18 protein-coding genes and 1 pseudogene are annotated in these 21,958 nt (G+C 51.9%); 6 read left to right on the top strand and 13 right to left on the bottom strand.

The features are described 5' to 3' along the window. Positions 1-291: 291 nt before the first annotated feature. Positions 292-492, top strand: coding sequence for a hypothetical protein (locus ACM1PF_RS02950; RefSeq protein ID WP_416672190.1), 201 nt, complete (start codon positions 292-294; stop codon positions 490-492). Between the two features lie 235 nt (positions 493-727). Here ACM1PF_RS02950 and ACM1PF_RS02955 read toward each other — a convergent pair. After that, positions 728-2,442 (bottom strand): annotated as a pseudogene (locus ACM1PF_RS02955) (alanine/glycine:cation symporter family protein). A gap of 508 nt (positions 2,443-2,950) precedes the next feature. Here ACM1PF_RS02955 and ACM1PF_RS02960 point away from each other — a divergent pair. From ACM1PF_RS02960 to ACM1PF_RS02975, 4 genes are all read left to right on the top strand, one after another. After that, positions 2,951-3,373, top strand: coding sequence for a universal stress protein (locus ACM1PF_RS02960; protein ID WP_416672192.1), 423 nt, complete (start codon positions 2,951-2,953; stop codon positions 3,371-3,373). Positions 3,374-3,789: 416 nt separating this feature from the next. Further along, entirely contained in the window at positions 3,790-3,990 is a 201-nt protein-coding gene (locus ACM1PF_RS02965) for a hypothetical protein (protein WP_416672194.1), read from the top strand. Positions 3,991-4,314: 324 nt separating this feature from the next. Continuing rightward, positions 4,315-5,622 carry a threonine synthase gene (gene thrC, locus ACM1PF_RS02970; RefSeq protein WP_416672195.1) on the top strand — a complete coding sequence of 436 codons (1,308 nt, stop codon included), beginning with the start codon at positions 4,315-4,317 and terminating at the stop codon, positions 5,620-5,622. A gap of 207 nt (positions 5,623-5,829) precedes the next feature. Further along, positions 5,830-6,105 (top strand): MoaD/ThiS family protein, encoded by a 276-nt coding sequence (locus ACM1PF_RS02975; protein ID WP_416672197.1) that lies wholly within the window; start codon positions 5,830-5,832, stop codon positions 6,103-6,105. A 12-nt stretch (positions 6,106-6,117) separates the two neighbouring features. Here the strand turns inward: ACM1PF_RS02975 and ACM1PF_RS02980 are convergent, their stop codons facing one another. The 12 genes from ACM1PF_RS02980 to ACM1PF_RS03035 all read right to left on the bottom strand — a co-directional run bounded on the left by ACM1PF_RS02980 (position 6,118) and on the right by ACM1PF_RS03035 (position 17,878). Then, positions 6,118-6,513, bottom strand: a complete 396-nt coding sequence (locus ACM1PF_RS02980) for a VOC family protein (protein WP_416672198.1) — start codon at positions 6,511-6,513, stop codon at positions 6,118-6,120. 319 nt (positions 6,514-6,832) lie between these two features. Next, complete coding sequence (locus tag ACM1PF_RS02985; protein ID WP_416672199.1) at positions 6,833-7,219, bottom strand: cupin domain-containing protein; 387 nt, start codon at positions 7,217-7,219, stop codon at positions 6,833-6,835. Positions 7,220-7,228: 9 nt separating this feature from the next. Next, positions 7,229-8,779 (bottom strand): ABC transporter ATP-binding protein, encoded by a 1,551-nt coding sequence (locus tag ACM1PF_RS02990; protein WP_416672200.1) that lies wholly within the window; start codon positions 8,777-8,779, stop codon positions 7,229-7,231. Positions 8,780-8,900: 121 nt separating this feature from the next. Then, positions 8,901-9,659: an ABC transporter permease gene (locus tag ACM1PF_RS02995; RefSeq protein ID WP_416676544.1), complete on the bottom strand. Its 759-nt coding sequence runs from the start codon at positions 9,657-9,659 to the stop codon at positions 8,901-8,903. Between the two features lie 41 nt (positions 9,660-9,700). Continuing rightward, on the bottom strand, positions 9,701-10,492 hold the full coding sequence (locus ACM1PF_RS03000; protein WP_416672201.1) for an ABC transporter ATP-binding protein: 792 nt from the start codon (positions 10,490-10,492) through the stop codon (positions 9,701-9,703). Positions 10,493-10,543: 51 nt separating this feature from the next. Then, positions 10,544-11,584 (bottom strand): ABC transporter substrate-binding protein, encoded by a 1,041-nt coding sequence (locus tag ACM1PF_RS03005; RefSeq protein WP_416672203.1) that lies wholly within the window; start codon positions 11,582-11,584, stop codon positions 10,544-10,546. 133 nt (positions 11,585-11,717) lie between these two features. After that, positions 11,718-12,404 carry a biuret amidohydrolase gene (locus ACM1PF_RS03010; protein ID WP_416672205.1) on the bottom strand — a complete coding sequence of 229 codons (687 nt, stop codon included), beginning with the start codon at positions 12,402-12,404 and terminating at the stop codon, positions 11,718-11,720. 66 nt (positions 12,405-12,470) lie between these two features. Continuing rightward, the gene (locus ACM1PF_RS03015) at positions 12,471-13,508 is read right to left on the bottom strand and encodes a formamidase (RefSeq protein WP_416672207.1); all 1,038 of its coding nucleotides are present in this window, start codon (positions 13,506-13,508) and stop codon (positions 12,471-12,473) included. A 9-nt stretch (positions 13,509-13,517) separates the two neighbouring features. Further along, positions 13,518-13,910, bottom strand: coding sequence for an allophanate hydrolase-related protein (locus ACM1PF_RS03020; RefSeq protein ID WP_416676545.1), 393 nt, complete (start codon positions 13,908-13,910; stop codon positions 13,518-13,520). 433 nt (positions 13,911-14,343) lie between these two features. Continuing rightward, positions 14,344-15,270, bottom strand: a complete 927-nt coding sequence (locus ACM1PF_RS03025) for an ABC transporter permease (RefSeq protein ID WP_416672209.1) — start codon at positions 15,268-15,270, stop codon at positions 14,344-14,346. A 298-nt stretch (positions 15,271-15,568) separates the two neighbouring features. Then, the gene (locus ACM1PF_RS03030; protein WP_416672211.1) at positions 15,569-16,657 is read right to left on the bottom strand and encodes an ABC transporter permease; all 1,089 of its coding nucleotides are present in this window, start codon (positions 16,655-16,657) and stop codon (positions 15,569-15,571) included. Between the two features lie 54 nt (positions 16,658-16,711). Next, on the bottom strand, positions 16,712-17,878 hold the full coding sequence (locus ACM1PF_RS03035; RefSeq protein WP_416672212.1) for a BMP family ABC transporter substrate-binding protein: 1,167 nt from the start codon (positions 17,876-17,878) through the stop codon (positions 16,712-16,714). Between the two features lie 283 nt (positions 17,879-18,161). Between ACM1PF_RS03035 and ACM1PF_RS03040 the strand changes: the two genes are divergently transcribed. After that, positions 18,162-21,929, top strand: a complete 3,768-nt coding sequence (locus ACM1PF_RS03040) for a WD40 domain-containing protein (protein WP_416672213.1) — start codon at positions 18,162-18,164, stop codon at positions 21,927-21,929. Positions 21,930-21,958 lie beyond the last annotated feature (29 nt).

Genomic DNA, 21,958 nt, shown 5'->3' on the forward strand with positions numbered 1-21,958 from the left:
CTGGGTACGCTTGTGCAATCCAGGCGTTTATTTTATGCTGAACAACACTGGTTATTTCCACCCGGAGAGAGCCAGCAAATCAGACGGCTTAAGGCGAGGCCGCGCTGATTAGGGAAGCTGACACCAACCCTAACCAGCTAACCTAACTCTCTGCTCTGGGCAGAGGGCCAGGCTGTGTTGATTTTAGATCGAAAGGTCTGAATTTCACCGCCTCGCTGATGCTCACCCACCGTTAGGGGAGTCCCGCCTTAAGCTTTTCCTTCACACCATTGCATCAGCGAGGAATTAAATATGTCATCAGAGTTCAACGAACTGCTGCCCGTTTCGCAAGACGATCGGGTACAAGTTTGGATTATCGGAACGCGGGATCAGGTCATCTTCACCATGAACGAGTTTTATGTGAGAAGACTGGCCAGCGATCGCGTCCAGTTCACCCCCATCATTCCCGCTCCCTTTGCAGCAGGAAAATACATGACCGTTCTCGTCCGCTAAGGAAGAATTAAATAACCTGAAATTCTTGTGGGGTGGGCAGCGTTTCGACTGAGCTCAAGCCGAAGTCTTGCCCGCCCAGTCAACAATCGAGGGCATGAACACGGGAAAAAACGCAGAAAGGGGCAAAGCCCTTAGGGAAGATTTCAGATGACAGAAATCCTAACCCAACGCCTTACCCCCCTTGCCCTTAGAAAATTAGTTGATTCGCGGGCAGATGGCTGATTTCAGGTGATACCTAATCCTCAGTTGCCACCGGAACTGCCAACCGTTGTTCATAGGTCAACATCTGACCACTCGTGAGCCGTTGCCAGTAATCCTTCAGATCCGCCGCCACTTCACCCGAAAGAATATAGCAGCCGAGCAGATTCGGGAAGGCCATACCCAGCAGCAGCAGGTCACTCAGGTCAATAATCATCGCCAGACTGGCCAGGGTGCCCAGGAAAGTGCAGATCACATAGATAATCTTGAAGACGATCGCACTCCGTTCACCAAACAGGTACGTCCAGGCCTGAATGCCGTAGTAGCTCCAGGAAATAATCGTAGAAAAGCAAACAGACAAACGGCAATACTCAGAACCACCGGGAACCAGCCAATCACCGACGAGAAAGCATCAGCAGTCAGATCCACACCACTGCGATCGGTGTTCTGGTAAACCCCCGTCAGCACAATCACGATCGCCGTCATATTACAAATTACGACCGTATCAATGAAGGGTTCCAGCAGGGCCACAATCCCTTCCCGCACAGGTTCATCGGTACGGGCTGCGGAATGGGCAGTCGCAGCAGACCCTACCCCTGCCTCATTAGAGAACGTACTCCGGCGTACCCCCTGCACAATCACCCCGACAATCCCCCCCCCAACCGCCGTGGGAGAAAAGGCTTCGCTGACAATCGTGCCAATCGCTCCAGGCACCTGACCCAGATTCGTCACAATAATGAACAAACAGGCGATCGCATACAGGACGGCCATTGCCGGAACCAGTTTCTCAGCAACAGCCCCAATCCGGCGAATCCCACCAATGATCACCACAGCCGCCAGGGAAGCAATGATCAACCCAAACAACCAGGCAGGAAAATCAGGCCAGATATTAGCCACCGAAGCATAGGCCTGATTGGACTGGAACATATTCGCTCCACCCAAACTACCGCCGATCGCCAGAATACAGAATAATACTGCCAAACCCTGTCCAGCCGGGCGCATTCCCCGTTGGGCCAATCCGCGAGTTAAGTAGTAAGCCGGGCCACCTAAAATCGTGCCATCTTCCAGCACACGGCGATATTTCACCCCCAGCGTACATTCCACAAACTTACTCACCATGCCAAACAACCCGGCGACCGTTAGCCAGAACATCGCGCCTGGCCCACCTAAGCTGATGGCAACCGCAACCCCAGCAATGTTTCCCAGACCCACCGTTCCCGACAGGGCAGTGGCAAGGGCCTGAAAGTGAGACACCTCACCATCATCGTGGGGGTCATCGTACTTACCACGTACCACATCGATCGCATGTTTAAAACCGCGAACATTGATAAAGCCCATGCGGAACGTGAAAAAGATAGCTGCCACAAACAGCCACAGCACGATGAATGGAAAGCCAAATACATCGAAGAACAGGACGGTCGCAAGAAGGTTGACCACGGGTTCAAACAGGGCATCTATCCCCGTTGGGCCGTCTGCCTCCTGCGCAACTGCCATCGGAGCAATCAGCAACAGCAGTAAAAGCGTCAGCGGGAGGACATACCCAACCCTGGCAGGACTCACTGAAGCCTTCAAGTGCCGTAAAAGATTTCCCTTGAATACACTCGATCGATCCTTAACACGGGTTCGTTGTTGTTCCTTCATAAAAAGAATACTAAGTAATAGCTGCCTTGAGCTTTGCAGGTTCTGCGGTTCTTGCTCGATGTCACCGCAATCCAATATCAAACTTGATTGGACTCCGAGATAGCGGTTCATTCTCTGAATCAGAAAAAACTGCTATCTCACAATGGATAATTGCCTAATAATATCACTCAAAATCAGGTTGTTTTTTGTTAATTTAAACACCGCCAGCCAGGATTTACAGCGTAATTATCAATTAATCGGCCTGAACTACCCAGTCAGAGATTGAAGCGCATTGCCCAGTCCCTGGAGACAGATTCTAGGATTGTCTCTCAAATGCTTTTATTAAAAAAACCGAAATACTGAAAAGCATAAAATTGCTTTCGCTCCTATTTTTTTTTGTGAAGTGCTCCTGCGGCTGGCTATGGCATCCAGGCAAATGCAGCAGATCATTCCCCTGCCAATCTTGCCATTTGCCCCTGAGATTAGAGTGCTGTAAGCTATCTTTGATACTTTATAATTCTGCAAACCTTGAATAATCGATCGGGCTGTATCAAGATTTGCAGTTTGTTTTGGAATAATGTTGTTAAGAACCAATACACGGTGACTAGCAGATATAGTTGAAGAACTAAGGTGAATTAAAATGGGGTTATTTTCAACAGAGCGAGTTCTCGTTCCATTTGATTTTTCCGACGAAGCATCCAAGGCACTGACCAACGCAGTAGAGTTTGTCGGCGATGCATCTCGTCTCTACGTTTTGCATGTTTTGCATCGGTTGGAGTCAACTGAACCCAGTATTGTCTGGCAAACCATCGATGACAATACTCGTCGCCAAAATGTAGAAAAGGCATTCAGTGAGAAGTTTGATCCGGCCCTCGGCATTCACTTCAACGTTGCGATTGGAGATCCCGGTTCAGAGATTTTGGACTTCGCCGAGAAGAATGACATTACTTTAATTGTGATTCCCTCCCACGGTCGGACGGGTCTGGGCCGATTTTTCCTGGGTTCCGTTGCCGAACGAGTGATGCGGTATGCCCATTGCCCCGTTCTGGTTCTCCGGCGATAAATTTCCGGTGATCAAATCCGCAAGATCGGTCAGGTTGCATTGGGTGGGGTTGCTCCCACCCTTCTTTTTGGGAATTCTATCCAGGAGATGGGCAGGCGCAAAGGAGCAATTTCTAGACGATGATGCAGCCATCCAATACAGTTTGCTGCGATCGCCACCATAACAGTTTTACATAATCCAACTGTACCCATAACAATTGAGCGGAATTGCCTCTGTTCTGTCCGGGAAATGGGTAGGAAAATTGTAGGTAGATCAAACAAGCGTAGATGCATCCCTGTCGGCCCATAGTCGTAGAACCGGGTAGGAAGACCCCCCAGTTCTATGAATCTTTTTCATGGATGACATCTAGCCAAATTTTTGAATCGCCAGACAGGCATCCCTAAACTAAACCTATTCAGTTCGCTGTGGAGGAAACCATGATTTGGTCAACTGTTCGCACTAACACCGAAAACTTTAGCCATCTAGAACCGATCGCCCACTTAAGCAATGCAGCAAAGTGGCTCTGGCGATTTAGCAATTTCTATGGTGAATATACATCCCTCCCCCCTCAAGACAGGCGAAGAATGGTGAACGAACGCATTACAGAGTCCAGGAGGCAAAGAATTTCCAGATACTAACTCGACCGATCGCCCCTGACGCTATAAACCTTCTGTTGATATTAAAGGAAATCTGAGCGGGAAATCAATTCCTTTCAGATTACCTTAATAATTTGAAAAATTTAAAGGCTGCGGGATGATCCTGTGGCCATTTTTCCGTGGGAAATGACGGGTTGAGAAGGGTTTGACCCATACCCGACAAAAAAAGTCGGATATGTTTGACGACGTTTTGTTAACCGTGTTACTATCCGATCCATTGTTTGGAAATAGGCAATCCAACCTACTTCTGACTTGATTTTGCTGTGTTGTGCATGCTGTAGAGACTAAAGGTATTTAAATTCACCCATGACCCAGGCGACTCAAACCCTCACCCAATCCTCATCGAGTGCTACCTTTACTGGCTTGAAATGTAAAGAATGTGGTGCTGAGTACGAAGCAAAGGCGATTCATGTTTGCGAATTTTGTTTCGGGCCCCTGGAAGTCATGTACGACTACAGTGCCTTAGCTCGCACCGTCACCCGCGAAACCATTCAGGCTGGCCCCAACTCCATCTGGCGGTATCGGCCTTTCCTACCCGTCACCACCGATACACCGATCGATGTTGGTACGGGCATGACTCCCCTGTTGAAAGCCAATCGTCTGGCTCGTCGTCTGGGGCTAAAGCGGCTGTACATCAAGAATGATGCCGTGAATATGCCGACCCTCAGCTTTAAGGATCGGGTGGTATCTGTGGCACTCACTCGCGCCCGTGAGTTAGGTTTCACCACCGTCTCCTGCGCCAGCACTGGCAACCTGGCCAACTCAACCGCTGCGATCGCGGCCCATGCCGGGTTAGATTGTTGCGTATTTATCCCCTCTGACCTGGAGGCGGGTAAGGTGTTGGGTACTTTAATCTACGGCCCAACGGTGATGGCAGTTCAGGGCAATTACGATCAGGTGAATCGGCTCTGCTCCGAAGTTGCCAACACCCACGGCTGGGGCTTTGTCAACATCAACCTGCGGCCCTATTACTCCGAAGGCTCAAAAACCCTGGGCTATGAAGTGGCAGAACAACTCGGCTGGGAATTGCCCGATCATATTGTGGCTCCCCTGGCTTCTGGTTCTTTGTTCACCAAGATCTATAAAGGCTTCCAGGAATTTGCTAAGGTTGGGCTGATTGAAGAAAAAGCAGTTCGGTTCAGCGGTGCCCAGGCAGAGGGCTGTTCTCCCATCGCTCAAGCCTTCCGGGAAGGACGGGACTTCATTACACCTGTCAAACCCAGCACGGTTGCCAAGTCGATCGCCATCGGAAATCCAGCAGACGGTGTCTATGCCGTTGACATCGCTCGCAAGACCAACGGCAACATTGAATCTGTCACTGATCAAGAAATCATTGAAGGCATGAAGCTACTGGCCGAGACCGAAGGCATCTTCACGGAAACGGCCGGGGGAACGACGATCGCTACCCTGAAGAAATTAGTAGAAGCCGGTAAGATTGATCCAGAGGAAACCACCGTTGCATACATCACCGGAAACGGACTGAAGACCCAGGAAGCTGTGCAAGGCTGCATTGGGCAACCTCTGACGATCGAACCCAAACTCGACAGCTTCGAGCGGGCCCTGGAACGCTCCAGAACCCTCGATCGCCTGGAATGGCAGGAAGTTTTGGTGTAAAACAGTTTCATCAAGGGTGAAGAAAAACCGTAGGGCAGTTGAAACGACCAACCATGCAGGCAAGATGCCTGCGCTACAGTAGGTTAAACCTGCTCCACCAAGTTTCTTCTCTTCATCCTTTACGAAATAGCATCACCAAAGAAGAGACTGCCTCGTCCCCACTTCCCATTCCCCACTCCCCACTTTTTTCTTATTCAATCCAGACCTATGTCCGTCAAAGTTCTAATCCCTACACCACTGCAAAAATTTACCCGCGATCAGGCCACCATTGAATGTGAAGGTGGGTCGATCGCAGAATTGTTGGACTCTTTAGAAAGCAGTTTCCCTGGCATCAAGGCGCGGCTATGTGATGAACAGGGAGAACTGCGACGGTTTATCAATTTCTACGTCAATAGTGAAGACATCCGGTTCTTGGATGGCAAAAATACATCGCTGAACGCAGGCGATGAGGTGAGTATTGTCCCAGCCGTTGCCGGCGGCTAATAGGATCCTGAGCTACCGTAGCTCGTAGCTTTCCTGATATTCCACTAACTCAATCTCATTACCATCCGGATCATTCACATAAATCCGAAACTTGGTTTCCGGAGCATTCATCGTGTAATACTCAATGCCGTTCCCATCCAGGACGGCTTTCATTTTTTCACCATCATCAATCACAAATCCAACGTGATTAATGCCGATCCCCTCATAGGGCTGATTGATCCGTTCAGCATCAGGAGCTTCATTCAACGCCAAGTAAAACTGCTGATTCCCAAAGTGCATCCAGCGTTCACCCTGCCATTCTCCCTCCGCCCGAACAAACCAATCTGAAAACAAGGTTTGATAAAACCGTTTGGCTGCCTCAAGGTTCTGGCAGGACAGATTAATATGCTCAAATCGTAAAAGTTTCATGACGGCATCCTCAATCTGAGTGCGATCGTTTTAATAACTAAATCATACTCGTTATGAGTTCGTCTTACCATGAGTAGTTGTGCTCAGGATCGTGAATTGAATAACTTGCCAGTCCTTCTGCCTTGCTGACTGGGCGGGCAAGATGCCCACCCCACAAGAAGTTCAGGTTATTTAATTTGCATTCCTCAGTGAGTTCTCCAGTATTGGCTGGGCAAGCAATTCTCCAGCATTGGCTGGGCAGACAAGATGCTTGCCCTACAAGAGCTTCACCTAATGCGCTTGCGACTCTCCTCACCCCTCACTCCTCACCCCTCACTCCTCACTGCTGATCCTCACTCCTCACTCCCTCAAACTGAATTGGCTTTTCCCAAATGATCAACACAATGCAACCTTCAGGACTGGTGACTTGGTGGCAAGTGTCAGGTGGATTGATCACCAGTGTTCCTGTGGTATAGGTGCCCCGATCGTCTGATTGAGAACCCGCCAGCACCCAGATATGCTCATAGCCCAGATGCCGATGCCAGGGGACGATCGCCCCCGGTTCGTAACGCAGGAGGGCCGCTGCCGAACCGGGGGGAGTAGAGGAATATAGTCGGTGAATCGCAATGCCTGGGCGGAAGGGTTCCCAGGGGAGGGCATCGGGATGAGTCAGGAGTTGGGGTAAGTTGGGTAAAACGATGGGTAGTGCAGCTTGAGTTTGATTCATCTTAGATTCCTAATGCCCTGCCATCCGCTGTCCGATCGTCGTTAGATCAGCCGTTTCCACAGGACTTTCGTAAACCAGTTCGCCTTCACTCATGACAAAAATCCGATCGGAGAGTTTCAGCAATTCATCCAGATCTTCGCTAACCAGCAGAACTGCAACCCCCCGGTTCCGAGCCGCAACAATTTGGCTGTGAATATAGTCAACGGCAGCAAAGTCCAGTCCAAAACAGGGGTTCGCTGCAATTAAAAGCTGAATTCGATCGGAGGATAGCTCCCTTGCCAGAACCGTACGCTGCACATTCCCCCCAGAAAGATTACCAACGGGGGTTTCCACCGAAGGCGTTTTAACGGCAAAGGTTTGTACCAGCCTTTGAGCCATTTCCCGAATCGCACGAGGAATCAGTAACCAGCGAGCTTTCGCCTGGGGCGGTTCATCAAACGTTCGCAGGGCCATATTTTCTGCCACGCTCATGTGAGGCACGCAGGCATTACGCAGCGGTTCTTCGGGCAGGGTGTAAACGCCGTGTTCTGCCATTTGACTCCGTCGAGCCTGGTAGGGAGTTTCATTCACCTGTACCTCTCCTGCTGTGGGCGATCGCTGGCCTGAGAGCACTTCCACCAATTCTCGCTGCCCATTCCCTGAAACACCCGCAATTCCCACAATCTCGCCTGCATGAACCGTCAGGTTAACCGTTTTAACCGCAGGCAGCCCATTGTCCTTATTGGCGCAAAGATTTTGTAAATGCAGCACCGACCGCGGCTCAGGCACGATCGCCTTTTCCACTGGAGTCGAAACTTGCCGCTCCCCCAGCATCATCTGCGCCATGTCTTCAATCGTCAGATCCTGAACCAGCCCTGAGCCAGCCAACTGACCCCGACGCAGCACCGTTACCTCATCGGCAAAGGCCATCACCTCCCGAAACTTGTGGGAAATCATCAGCACACTCAAGCGACCAGCCGTTACCTCCTGCCGCAGCAACCCCAGGACTTCATCGGCTTCCACGGGAGTCAGTACTGAAGTCGGCTCATCCAGAATCAACACTCGACTTTTCAGGTAAAGCTGTTTCAGAATTTCTAGCTTCTGCTTTTGTCCGGCTGCCAGTTGGGCGATCGGCGTGTGTAAATCAACCTGAAAAGGCGATTGGCTCATAAAGGCTTCCAGGGACTCCAGTTCTGCCTTCCAGTTAATCAACTGGGGACTGTCATAGCGGGAAAGCACCAGATTTTCCGCCACCGTCATTGCTGGAACTGAAGTAAAGTGCTGATAAACCATCCCAATCCCAAAATGATGAGCATCTTTCGGGTTGGCGATCGTCCGCGATTGTTTACCGATCAGCACATCCCCGGAAGTCGGCGTATAGAAACCCATAATGCACTTGACCAGGGTACTTTTTCCGGCTCCATTTTCCCCCAACAGGGCATGGAACCGACCCGGAGCCACCTTCATCGAAACGCGATCGAGGGCAGTAAACGTTCCAAACCGCTTCGTCAGGTTGATGACTTCTAGTTCCGGGGGAGCGATCAGGGTTTCGGCAGTAGAGATGGGTGTTGTAGTTGTCATGGGAGTGAGGGAGTGGGGAGTAGGGAGTAGGGAGTGGGGAGTAGTAGGGTGGGCACTGCCCACCAGAGTAGGGACTGCTCATCAGGTAGGAGCAAAACCCAAAATCAGATCGGTGAATTGATTACTTGCCGCTCCAGTGAATGAATCGTTTCTCGAACGTTAGAAATAACATATTTAACACATACCCAAGAATGCCTGTAATCAGGATAGAGGCATACATATCCTTCACATTCAACACCTGCTGGGCATCAATGATTCGTTTGCCGAGTCCATGCTGGGTGCCGATGAACATTTCTGCCACAATAACGATCACCAGGGCAATGCTAATCCCACTGCGTAAACCAATAAAGGTCTGGGGCATACTTTCCCACAGCAAAACATCTTTAAAGGTTTGCCATTGATTCGCCCCCATCACCCTGGCAGCTAAAATCCGCGATCGCTTTGCGTTAATCACGCCGTAAGCACTATTAAACAAAATCAGGAGCAGGGCACTGAAAGCAGCAATGATCACTTTAGAGATATCTGAAATGCCAAAAAACAGAATGAACATCGGAATCAAAGCACTGGCAGGAGTCGATCGAAAAAAGTCAATTAAAAACTCAACGCTGCGATAGACCCGTTCTGAACTGCCCAACGCCACACCCAACGGTACTCCGATCAATGCTGCCAGCAAAAAGGATTGAAATGTGCGGAGAACAGTCGCATTAAAATCCACCATCATGGTTCCAGCAAAGATTGCTGAAAAGAGATGTCCGATCGTAGCAAAGGGAGTCGGTAAAAGCACTGGATTCACCCAGCCCGAAACCGAAATCAACCACCAGGCGAGGAACAGTAAGAGCACACCAAATAGGGGAAGCAGGCGATCGATCCAGACTCCCATTGCAGCTGTACGAGGCACTGAAGATACTCTGGTTTGTGTGATCATTTCCGCATTTCCTCCTGAAAAATATCGAGACAATGACGGCTCACCTGAACGAACTCTGGGGATGATAGAGTGTCTGGCGTACGGGGACGCGGGGCGTTAAACGGCACCTTTGCCACCAGATGAGTCGGACGCTTACTGAGCAGCAGTACGGTATCCGCCAGATACACCGCTTCCTCCAGGTTGTGAACCACCATCAGCATCGGTAACTGAGCGGTCATGAAAATTTCCTGCAGCTTGTCCCGCACAAACAGCGTCGTTTCAAAATCCAGAGCAGAAAAAGGTTCATCGAGAAACAGCACTTCCGGATCGGCAACCAACGCCCGCAAGATCGAGATCAACTGCTGTTGTCCCCCGGAAAAACTGTAGGGATACCGCTTTAGATCCAGCCGAATGTTGAAAGTAGCGATCAGTTGCTCCACCCGATCGCGGCATTCTCGCTCCTTCATGCCTTTCACCTTCAGTGGGTAAGCAATATTATCAAAGGCACTCATCCAGGGGAACAGAGAATCTCGATAATTTTGGAACACATAGCCAATCCGCGATCGACGAATCGGTTTACCGTTAATGGAAATCCGACCTGAATCGATCGGGATCAATCCGCTAATCATGTTGATTAACGTAGACTTACCACAGCCATTTGGCCCAAAGATAGAAATAAACTGTCCACTGGGTAATGATAGATCAAAGTTATCGTACAGGGTTTGTCCAGCAAATGACTTAGATAAACCCTGAATTTCGATGCAGGTTTCAGGGGGAGCAATACTGGGTTGGGAATCTAGTTGAAACATAAGTCTTCTGAACGACGGATAGTGATTTGAACAATTGAACGATGAGTCTCATCACACTGGGCTGTAAATCAATGGTGCAACGTCTACCCGTTTTGAAAACACATCCGACTCCGTCATAAAGTCGAAAAATGCCTGGAAATACTCTATGTCTTCAGGCGTAAACTCATCAAACATGGTGTAACCCACCAGCGGCACCCGTTCCACCAGTTCCCCTTCAATGGCGGTGTACCCCACTAGATATTGCCGAACATCATCAGGATTGGTGCGAATCTCTTCGATCGCCCGTCGATAGGCTTCTGCATAGGTTGCGGCGGCTTCTGGATACTCTTCAATAAACTGAGTCGATAGGGTTGCCGAGCCACCAAACCAGGGGGCTTTGGGATTGCCCAGAATATAGGTTGACACCACTCCGTTCTCTAAAATGCGAGTCAAGCCATTCATTTCGCCGACTGTGCCCGTTGGTTCCAGGGTGTAAGCGGCATCAATTTGCCCAGACTCCAGAGCAGCAACGTGCTGCCGAATTTCCAGTTGCAGGACTTCAGTGTCTTCAATGCCATTTGCCTTGAGTACCGCCTCTGCAATCACTTTATTTTGAGCCCCAGGGCCACTGGCAACTCGCTTGCCTGCCAGATCGGCGATCGACTGAACCGGGCTATCTTTAGCCACAATAAACTGTTCTAGCTTCAAATCTTCATTACTGGGATTAGATGCCAGAATCTTGAACAGACCAGGGGAAGCAATCTCCGCCAGACCTAATGCCCCCGATGCCGTCCCATTTCCCGATCCCTGTAAACGTCCCGCAATAATCCCCTCCGCCACCTGCTGCGCTGAGGCAAACTGCACCGCTTCCACATCCAGCCCCACTTCTCTGAAATACCCCTTCTCTACCGCCAGAAACAACGGCAATCCCGCCGCCACAGGCCAAAAGCCGATCGAAATTTTGCCTGGATCTGCACCACCGGAACCGGAGTCTGGGCTGGCAGCCACTTCTGCTTGCGTTGTAGACTGTCCCGAATTGGCACAGGCGTGCAAGGCCGTTGAAAGGGCTGCTCCGGCACCGAGTTGTAAAAAGAAGCGACGACGAATGTTCATGGTAAAGTTCCTAGGGTAGATTGAGTATAGATAAAGGAGAAAAATCAGAACAATAAATAGAAGTAGGGTGGGCAGTGCCCACCAATCGAAATCGCAGCAGGATGGAGTAAGCACTGCCCCGCAAAACGATCGCCTATCCCGTGATCAGAGCCTCAATCAAAGCATGGGAATCTGCCACCGCGCCAAAGACTCCACCCTGCATTTTGATCATTTTCAGAGCCGCGAGATAATTCCCATAATCCGTAGCTCCGGTACAGTCTGACAACAACAAACATTCATAACCGCGATCATTAGCATCCCGCATGGTAGTATGAACACAAACATCAGTTGTGATGCCAGTCAGGATAATATTTTGAATGTTTTTGCGCTTCAAAATCAGATCCAGATCGGTGGCGTAGAAAGAACCTTTACCTGGTTTGTCGATCACCACTTCACCAGGGAGTGGCTGAAGCTCAGGAATGATTTCCCAACCCGGTTCACCCCGCACCAGAATCCGACCACAGGGGCCCAAATCACCAATCCCTGCGCCAATTTGTTGCGATCGCCACTGCTTGTTTTCCGGGAGATCAGACAAATCGGGGCGATGGCCTTCACGGGTATGGATGATGTGAAACCCGCGATCGCGCATTAAACTCAGCACTTTCTGAATCGGGTCGATCGGGGCCCGGGTCAGGCTCAGGTCATAGCCCATTTTGTCCACATAGCCACCCATGCCGCAGAAATCGGTTTGCATATCAATAATGATCAGGGCCGTGTTGGCTGGACGCAGATCGCCGTTGTAGGGATAGGGATAGGGGTCGGCTTCAATAAAACATCCCATAGGTTACCTCCATGAGGGGATAGGGGGACTGGGCGGGCAAGATGCCCACCCCACAAGAAGTACAGACTAGGATTGTTTGGTTGTTTGGGAAGAGGGTAAGATGGGTAATTCTTCGCCGCGATAAAGGCGAGTAGGAGAGGGAAACCCGCAGGAGGTGCCATCAGTGTGGATGACTTCTGCTTCCCAGGGCAGGTGATAGTGACCGTTGACCAGATCTTGCATATAGGTGTAGGGACAATCCTGCGCGCCCCCTTTTACCGCGACATAGCCCCGATGCCCAAACTGGTAAGGATTATTTTCAACGCCCCAGTGACGACGGGCTTCCCGGACTAAATCAGGACGCAATTCAGCCGTAATAATTTCATCAGGACGGTGACTGCCCATCGCTATTGGTGTACCATCAAATCGAACAAACATCCCTTCACCCATCGAATCAAACGTGCCATCACTGCCGCAGAGACAGACGGAAGCGGTGTCCATTAAATTACAGAAAGCATTCGCTTGATTGGTAATCTGCCAGGCATGACGAATCGGTGCGGTATAGCCTGCGGTACGAATCATGATTTCCGCTCCTTTGTAGGCGCATTCCCTCGCCATTTCAGGAAACATTCCATCGTGGCAAATAATCAGGGCGATCGTGCTGCCATTGGGCCCTTCACAGACAGGGATACCCAAATTACCCGGCTCCCAAGGTTCGACCGGAACCCAGGGATGGAGTTTGCGATAGTAAAGCTTCAACTCACCGTGATCATCGATAATCAGCCCACTGTTGTAAGGATTGCCGTGGAAGTTGTACTCCATGATCGAAAAGCAACCCCAGATTTGATTATCCCGACAGGCAGTTTGAAAAGCAATCACCTCCGGCCCATCTAACCGACACATAATTTCGGGATTGGTATCCATCGACAACCCATGCAGGGCATATTCAGGAAACACCACCAGATCCATAGTGGGTAAATTGCGCCGCGCCTTACCAACCAACTCAACAACCCGTCGAGTCTGAGCTGCAAGGTCATCAGGTGTCACAACAATCGGATTTTGCAATTGCACCAATCCGAGGACAACACCCTGAGGAGATTTATTTAATCCACCAAGTCCTGACATAGGAATTTTTTAAGTAAACGACAGAGATTGACAATAGGCCCGCCATCCCCCCCACTGGGTAATTTCCTGCCCGCTTTCACAGCAGTAAGGCTCGCCGAGCACACCGAGCACCTGCTCACCATTTTCTAATTCAACTTTGCCAATACACAGACCAGGCGGTTCCTGGAGCAATAAAGCCCCTAACCCGATCGCGGGAACCGCCCAAATTTCTAAATCGATCGCAGCTCCCCCTTCCGCCACTCGTAGCATTGCTGGATAGCAGTCTTGAATAGACCAGAGCCGATATTCAGGAGCCGTTTTCGCCTCCCGCAGATAGGTGGCTCCGATCGCTTGCAGATTGCCATTCAGGGCAAGGCCGCGCATCAGGGTGCCATTCACAGCTAAATGTAAATGGGTGGGCAAACTTTGGGCCGATCGGGTTTGAGAGGATGGGGTTTGAGAAGATAGATTTTGAGAGGAAATAGGTTGAATCACCGTCTTTGCTTGGCTCACAGCTTAGGATGATGGAATTCGATCGTCTGAACAGGATGAAGCTGGATGGACTGGGCGGGCAAGACTTCGGCTTGAGCCCTTCGGCTTGAGCTCAGGTCGAAAGCTCAGTCGAAACGCTGCCCACCCCACAAGAGTGGTTTGCCCTACAAGTCCCGGACTGGGCGGGCAAGATGCCTACTCTACAAGAGTGGTTTGCTCTACAAGTCTCGGACTGGGCGGGCAAGACTTCGGCTTGAGCCCTTCGGCTTGAGCTCAGGAGTTCGGCGAGGCTCACTCGAGCCGTCGAAAGCTTAGTCGAAACGCTGCCCACCCTACAAGAGTTTTGGAATGTTCTGATGAATCACTACTCCTGGGTTTGCCCCAAGGCACCAGGCACTCCGGTTAGGGTGCGTTTGGGTGAGCAGGTGATAATCATGATCAGCAGGGTCAGGATGTAGGGTGAAGCATTGAACAGGTAGTAGTAAGCATCTACCCCAACAGATTGCAACGCAGGGCCGATCGCCTGGGCACCACCAAACAGCAGGGAAGCATAAAGACACTGCATCGGATTCCATCGGGCGAAAATCACCAGGGCTACCGCCATCAAACCCTGTCCGCTAGAAATCCGCTCTGTCCAACTGCCGGGATAATACAGCGACAGAAACGCTCCACCCACTCCCGCTAGCGCACTGCCGACCATAATGCTGAACAGTCGCACCTTGAAGATGGAAATGCCCATTGCTCTGGCCGCATCCGGACTATCTCCCACAGCCCGAATAAGCAAACCCCAGCGAGTGGAACGGAAAAACCACTGCATTAAGGGCGCAATCAGGACTCCCAGAATGAACAATGGCGACACGCGCAAAGCCGCCTCAAGCTGGGGACTGCTGCTCCAACTGCCAAAGGCGATCGAGGAAAGTTGGGGAGCTACAGGTTGAATGAACGGTTTACCCAGGAAAAAGGCGAGGCCGCTGCCAAAAATGATCATGGCAATGCCAACCGCCACATCGTTGACGCGAGGTTGTTGAGCCAACCAGCCGTGGATGCCCCCCAAGGCCATTCCAGCCATTCCCGCAACAATTACCCCTGTCCAGGGAGAACCCGTCAAATAGGAAATGGCATAGGCACTCATGGCTCCCATTAGCAGCGAGCCTTCTAAGCCCAGGTTGATTTTGCCGCTCTTTTCCGTCAAACATTCGCCCAAACTGACAAATAGAAACGGAGCACTGCCGCGTAAGGTTCCGGCCAGAATGGCGAGGGGAACGCCCCACCAACCCAAATCTGCACTCATCGCAATTCTCCATGAAAACTTTTTAATGCGGTGAACGACACTCAGTTAACACTGACTGAATTTTGGTGGGCAGTGCCCACCCGACTGGCTACTAGAACTCTTGTGGGATGGGCAGCGTTTCGACTGAGCTTTCGACGGCTCGAGTGAGCCTCGCCGAACTCCTGAGCTCAAGCCGAAGTCTTGCCTGTCCTTCTGGCTCTTGGAGGTTTGGTGGGCAGTGTCCACCCTACTGGCTACTTGTGGGATGGGCATCTTGCCCGTCCTTCTCTTGTGGGATGGGTATCTTGCCCGTCCTGTCCTAAACGCTGGAAGTAGCAGCAGCAGGAGGCAAAGCAACCGATCGCGCTTGAAAAATGGATAGCTTGCCGTAGAGAGAATCGCTAAACAGCACCACCAAAAAGACAATGCCTTGAAACACCAGAACCGTTGCATCCGGTAAGTTATGCGATCGCTGGAGAATGCCGCCACTGGCCAGAATGCCACCCAACAGCAACGAGACGAAGATGGCTGCCAGCGGATTTTGCCGCGCAATAAAGGCAACCAGAACCCCACCATAGCCATAGTTCGCATTCAGGGACTCATTAGCCCGGCCGTGAACCGCCGCCACTTCCACCATACCCGCTAACCCCGCACAGGAACCCGCCAGGAAGCAAATCGCCATAGTTAACTTGCCGACGGGTAATCCCGCCAACCGGGCAGCCCGAATATTGCCTCCCGCTGTACGAGCTGCAAAGCCAAAGGTAGTGCGCTGAATCAAGAAATAGGCGATCGCGCAGGCAATGATGCCATAGAGCAATCCATAATGGACTCGCGTACCGGGTAAATTCCCCAACATATGTACATCGGGAATCGGGAAACTGGACGGTTTATTCAGTGAACTGGGATCGCGCATTGGCCCATTCACCAGATGATTCATCAAGGCGATCGCAATATAGTTCAGCAACAAACTGCTAATCGTTTCGTTTACCGCTCGATAATGGCGTAATGCCCCAACAGCGCCAATCCACAATCCACCGATCACCATTCCAGCCAGGGCCATACCCAGTTGAATCATCAGAGTGGGCAAACCAAAATCGGTCAGGGTTAATCCCGCCGCCACAGCCGCCACACCGCCAATCACGATCGCCCCTTCATTGCCAATAATCACCAGTCCCAACCGGGCAGGCAGCAGGGTACAGAGGGAACTTAACATCAGCGGAGCCGCTCGAATCAGCGTATTTTGAAACGACCCCCAAGTGCCAAAAGCCGCCCGGTAGATTGAATGGTACACCCCAAACGGATTGGCTCCCGCAAAGGCACAAAACACTCCGAAGATGATCAGCGACACCAGAAGCGCGCCGATCGGGATACAAACTTTTTCTAATTGACTGCGCCAGGAAATTGTCATTGTAATTTATCCAGTAATTGACCCAGTATTTCACCCGCGTTTTACTCCAGTCACTTACCCGACATTCCCCGAAACCCCTTCCACCAGCCAATTCATCTGCTCCAGTTCCATGGCCGTCTGCTCCAGTTTTTTCCCGGTTTCAATCACCACATTGCCCCGGTTGTCTTTGATCTCACCGTTGTAGATCACCAATTCACCCGACACAATCTGCGCCTTTGCTGTATCTGCTGCTTTTTTCGCCTCTTCACTCACCGCAGGGCCATAGGGCGACAGCTTGAGAAACTCTTCCTGGAGTCCGCCCCGCACCAGATGGGGAATGCCTCCATTCATCAGGGTCTTGCCCTCCTGAATCATCTGGACATACTGCTCGTACACCCCAGCCCAGTTCCACTCTGCTCCAGTCAGGTATCCAGTCGGAGCCAGATCCACCTGATTCGCGTGGTATCCCGATGAGAAAATGCCTCGACGTTCTGCGGTTTCAACGATTACCTTGGGACTGTCCACATGGCAGGTCAAAACATCCACTCCTTGATCCGCCATACTGTTGGCAGCTTCTGCTTCCCGCACGGGCAACGACCAGTCGCCTGTGAAAATTACCTGAGTTGTGACGCTGGGATCAATGCTGCGGGCCCCCAACGTGAAGCTATTAATATTGCGGAGTACCTGGGGAATCGGTTTAGCGGCAATAAAACCCAGTCGCTTGCTATTAGAAGCATGGGCCGCCACAACGCCAGCCACGTATTGCGCTTCGTCAATGTAGCCAAAGTAGCTGCCCACATTTTCAGGATGAACTCCCTCCTGATACAGTCCGCCACAGTGGAAGAACTGCACATCGGGGTATTCCGCAGCCAGTGCCAGCACGTGGGGGTCAAAGTAGCCAAAGGAGGTGGCAAAAATGACCGACGCTCCATCCAGGTCAATCATGCTGCGAATCGATTCCTGAACGGCAGTCGTTTCCGGTACGTTCGCTTCTTCAACGGTGGTGACTCCCGCCAGGGTCGAGGCATGATCATGACCTTCAGCATGGGCCTGGTTATACCCATAATCATCACGGGGGCCAACGTAGACAAAACCCATAACTAAATTATCGGCACTGCCTCCTCCGCCAGCCGAGGAATCAGCACAGGCTCCGAGTTTCACGGTCAACCCAAAGGCACTGGTGGCCAGCAGACCGCGTAAGACTTGACGACGAGAAAGCGAAAATGGTTGGCGTGTCCTCACAGGAACAACCTCCTTGGCAACGGATAGATAAGTGATGACGGTTCAAGGTTGATGCGTTCGATCGAACGGATGGGGCTGGAGATCCGGCACCCGATTTAAGCGGCAGGATGGGCATTGCCCACCTGTCAATGCTTTGAGTTTGATTAATGTTCAGAGTAATGGGATTGCCCCTGCCCCAAGGTGCGATCGAGGTGCGATCGAGGTGCGAAATTCGGTGTTACTCTTCGAGAAATTGTTGTGTTGGCTACAAAGTTGCGTTGCATCGATCGCTAGAATCCACGCAATGAGTTACTTTGTTCAACCCCTCACCGAACAGTTTTCCTTGGATGCCCAGGCTGCTTTGCGCTTTGTGGAGCAAATTCTTGCGAGTCGCCTCAGCTCGCTTCAGATCCTTGTGTTTGAGCAGTCCTGGAGCGATCGTTCCTACCAGGAGATTGCCAAAACGGCCGGGTATGAGGTGAGCTATGTGAAGCAAACGGGGTCGGGGCTGTGGCAGCAGCTTTCGGAGGCATTGGGGCAAAAGGTCACAAAACGCAATTTGCACACCGTCCTGGAACAGCACTATCAACAGCATTATCAGCAGCGAGTTCGTTCGTCCCCTGCCAGTCCGAATGACCCGCCTGCCATCGTGCCAGTACCGTTTAGCAATCCGGTTGATTGGGGGGAAGCACCCGACGTTTCAGTGTTCTATGGTCGCAGCGAAGAGTTGCAAGTTTTGAATCATTGGGTTTTGATCGATCGCTGTCGGCTGGTCGGCATCTTTGCGATGGGGGGAATGGGGAAAACGACGCTGGCGGTGAAGCTGGCCCAGCAGTTACAACCTCAGTTTGAGGGGGTGATCTGGCGATCGGTTCGTCATGCCCCACCCCCAGATGCTTTTTTGGCGGAAGTTCTTCAGGTGTTACAGCCCCAATCCCATCAACGGTTGACCTTTACAGAACAACTGCGCTGCCTCCTGAAGCACCTGCGGCAACGACGGTTATTGCTAATCTGGGACAACCTGGAATCCATTCTGCAAGCAGGCGATCGGGCGGGACAGTACCTGGCCGGTTATGAAGCCTATGGGCAATTATTCCAACACCTGGGTGCAACCTCCCATCAAAGCACAATTATTCTGACCAGCCGCGAGAAGCCCAGGGAGTTCGTTGCCCAGGAAGGGGTTTTGTTACCCGTGCGATCGCTGCGGTTAAGTGGGTTAGACCCTGATGCCGGACAAGCCCTCTGCCATGCTAAAGGCACTTTCACGGGGTTGCATGATGACTGGGCAGAACTAGTGGCTCACTATGCCGGCAATCCTCTGGCCTTAAAACTGGTAGCTCCTGTGATTCAGGATTGCTTTGAAGGACATATTGCCCCCTTCCTGGAGGTTTTGCAGCAGGGAAACTCAATTTTTGGTGATATTCAAGATCTGCTAGCAGTCCAGTTCGATCGCCTCTCGCCCCTGGAACAGCAGGTCATGACCTGGTTAGCCATCCATCGAGAGCCGATTTCGCTGAATCAACTGCGGGCTGCCCTACTGCCACCTTTACCCCTGGGACATTTGCTGGAAGCCCTCTCCTCGCTGGAACGCCGATCGCTGATCGAAAAACATCGGGGCCGGTTTACGCTTCAGCCTGCGGTGATGGAGTATGTCACCGATCGGCTGGTGGCTCAGGTTAGCCAGGAATTGAGCCAGTGGATTCACCAGACCGTCGCTTCTACCCATCAACTGGTCTGGCCGCCTGCCGTTTCTGCCCCAGCCTTCACGCCCGAACCCTCCCTGACCTTACCTTCTAGCCTGCACCACTATGGGCTAATTCAAACCCAAACGAAAGACTACCTCTGCCACAGCCAGAAACGGCTGATCCTGCAACCGATCGCCCAACGACTTTTGCAACAGCATCGTCCCGCAGCGATTGCCTCTGGATGCCGACACCTGCTCACCGCCTGGCAACAGCAGCCCCTCAACGAACAGGGTTACGGAGGTGGCAATGTCATTAACCTTTTGCAGCAGATCCCGACTGACCTTCAGGGCTGGGACTTTTCAGAACTCCGCATTTGGCAGGCAGATCTTCGTCATGCTTCATTTCAGGGGGTGAACTTTAGCGGTTCTGACCTTAATCGATCGGTCTTTAAGCAAACCTTCAGCCAAATTCTCTCAGTTGCCTTTAGTCCAGATGGGGAATATCTAGCTGCGAGTGATATCAGTTACGACATCCATGTCTGGCGTGGAGCCGAAACCCAACCGTTCCGCACATTTAATGCAGAAGATGGCTGGTGTTGGGCGATCGCCATTAGCCCCAACAATCGTACCTTGGCGGGCAGTGCCAACGGGGTGATTCACCTGTGGGATCTGGTGACGGGCGAACCAGAGGCAGAACTGCGGGGTTCAGAAGGACGGGTGTTTTCCCTATCCTTCAGTCCAGATGGTCGTTACTTAGCCAGCGGCAGCGAAGATCATCAGGTGCGCGTTTGGGATGTTCGCACGGGAACCCTGGTCTGGCAACTGGCAGGGCATACGGATGCCGTCCGCACGATCGCCTTTGCCCCCCAGCATTATCAAACCCCCCGACTGTTTCCGCCATCCTTCCCCCCGGCTCCCAGCGATGGTCATCAACTGGTGAGCGGCAGCCAGGATGGCAGTCTCAAACTCTGGGATCTCAATACGGGAACTTGTCTGGATACCTGGACGGCCGGCCCATCTCCTGTGTTGTCGATCGCCTTTAGCCCCGATGGACAAACCCTGGCCAGCGGCAGCCGCGATCGGACAGTTCGCCTCTGGGAGATGACAACCCGCAAATGTCGCCACGTTCTGACCGGACATCAGCAGCAAGTTCGCACCGTTGCCTTTAGCCCCAATGGCCGTACCCTGGCCAGCGGCAGCGATGATCCAATGATTTGCCTCTGGGATGCAGCGTCTGGTCAACTCATCAGTACCCTCACCGGACACAGCAGTTGGATTTCCAGTTTGGCCTTCAGTCCCGATGGTCAAACTCTGGCTAGCGGCAGCGAAGATCAGTCTGTCCGCCTCTGGGATAGCCAAACCCAGCAAGTGTTGAAGGTCTTACAGGGACACAATAATGGTGTGTGGTCGGTGGCACTCAGTCCCGATGGTCGAACTCTGGTCAGCGGTGGGCAAGATCGCTGTTTGCGGTTTTGGGATTTGTCAACCGGGAGTTTGCAAAACGCGCTACCAGGGCACGACGGCTGGGTGTTATCGGTGGCATACAGTGCCGACGGTCGCTGGTTGGTGAGCGGCAGTGAAGACCGCACCGTGCGACTGTGGGATGGCCAAACGGGAAGCCTGCAACGAATTTGGGATGAGCATCAGCATGAAGTCTGGTCGGTGGCGATCGATCCCCAGGGAGAATGGGTGGCGAGTGGCAGCCTGGATGGCACCGTTAAGTTTTGGGATTTTACAACCGATCACAGTTTCCGATCACTAACGGGACACACTCGCGGCATCTGGGCGATCGCCGTTAGTCCCGATGGCAGTCTCCTCGCCAGCGGTAGCCAGGATCGCACCATTCGCCTCTGGGATGTAGCAACGGGAGAATGTCAACAAGTGCTAACCGGGCATAACTGCTGGATTCGTAGCCTAGCCTTCAGCCCCAATGGACGCTATCTGGCCAGCGGTGGCTCCAATGGACAGGTTAAACTCTGGAATCTGCAACAGCAAACCCATCAATCCTGGGAAGCACACAATAGCTTACTACTGGCTGTATCCTTTAGCCCCGATGGACAAACCCTGGCCACCTGCGGCGGCGATCGCACAGTCAAGCTCTGGGACTTCAAAACATTCACCTGCCGTCAGACCCTGATGGGCCATCAAAAGTGGGTGCGGGCCCTGGTCTTTCATCCTCAAGCCCAACCTTTGATTAGCTGTAGCCAGGATGCCACCATTCGCCTCTGGAACCTGGAGTCCGATACAATCCATTCCCAATGCCAAACCCTGAGAATTCCTCGCCCCTACGAGGGAATGTGCATTGCCAATACGATCGGGCTATCTGAGGCGCAAACCCTAGCCCTTCAGTCCCTTGGAGCGCACACAGAAGTCGGTCGCAGGAGATAGTCGGACTTCTGACTCCCTTTAAAGGGTTA

The organism is Egbenema bharatensis FJBBOT/2019, assembly GCF_048077055.1.
Taxonomy (GTDB): domain Bacteria; phylum Cyanobacteriota; class Cyanobacteriia; order Elainellales; family Elainellaceae; genus Egbenema; species Egbenema bharatensis.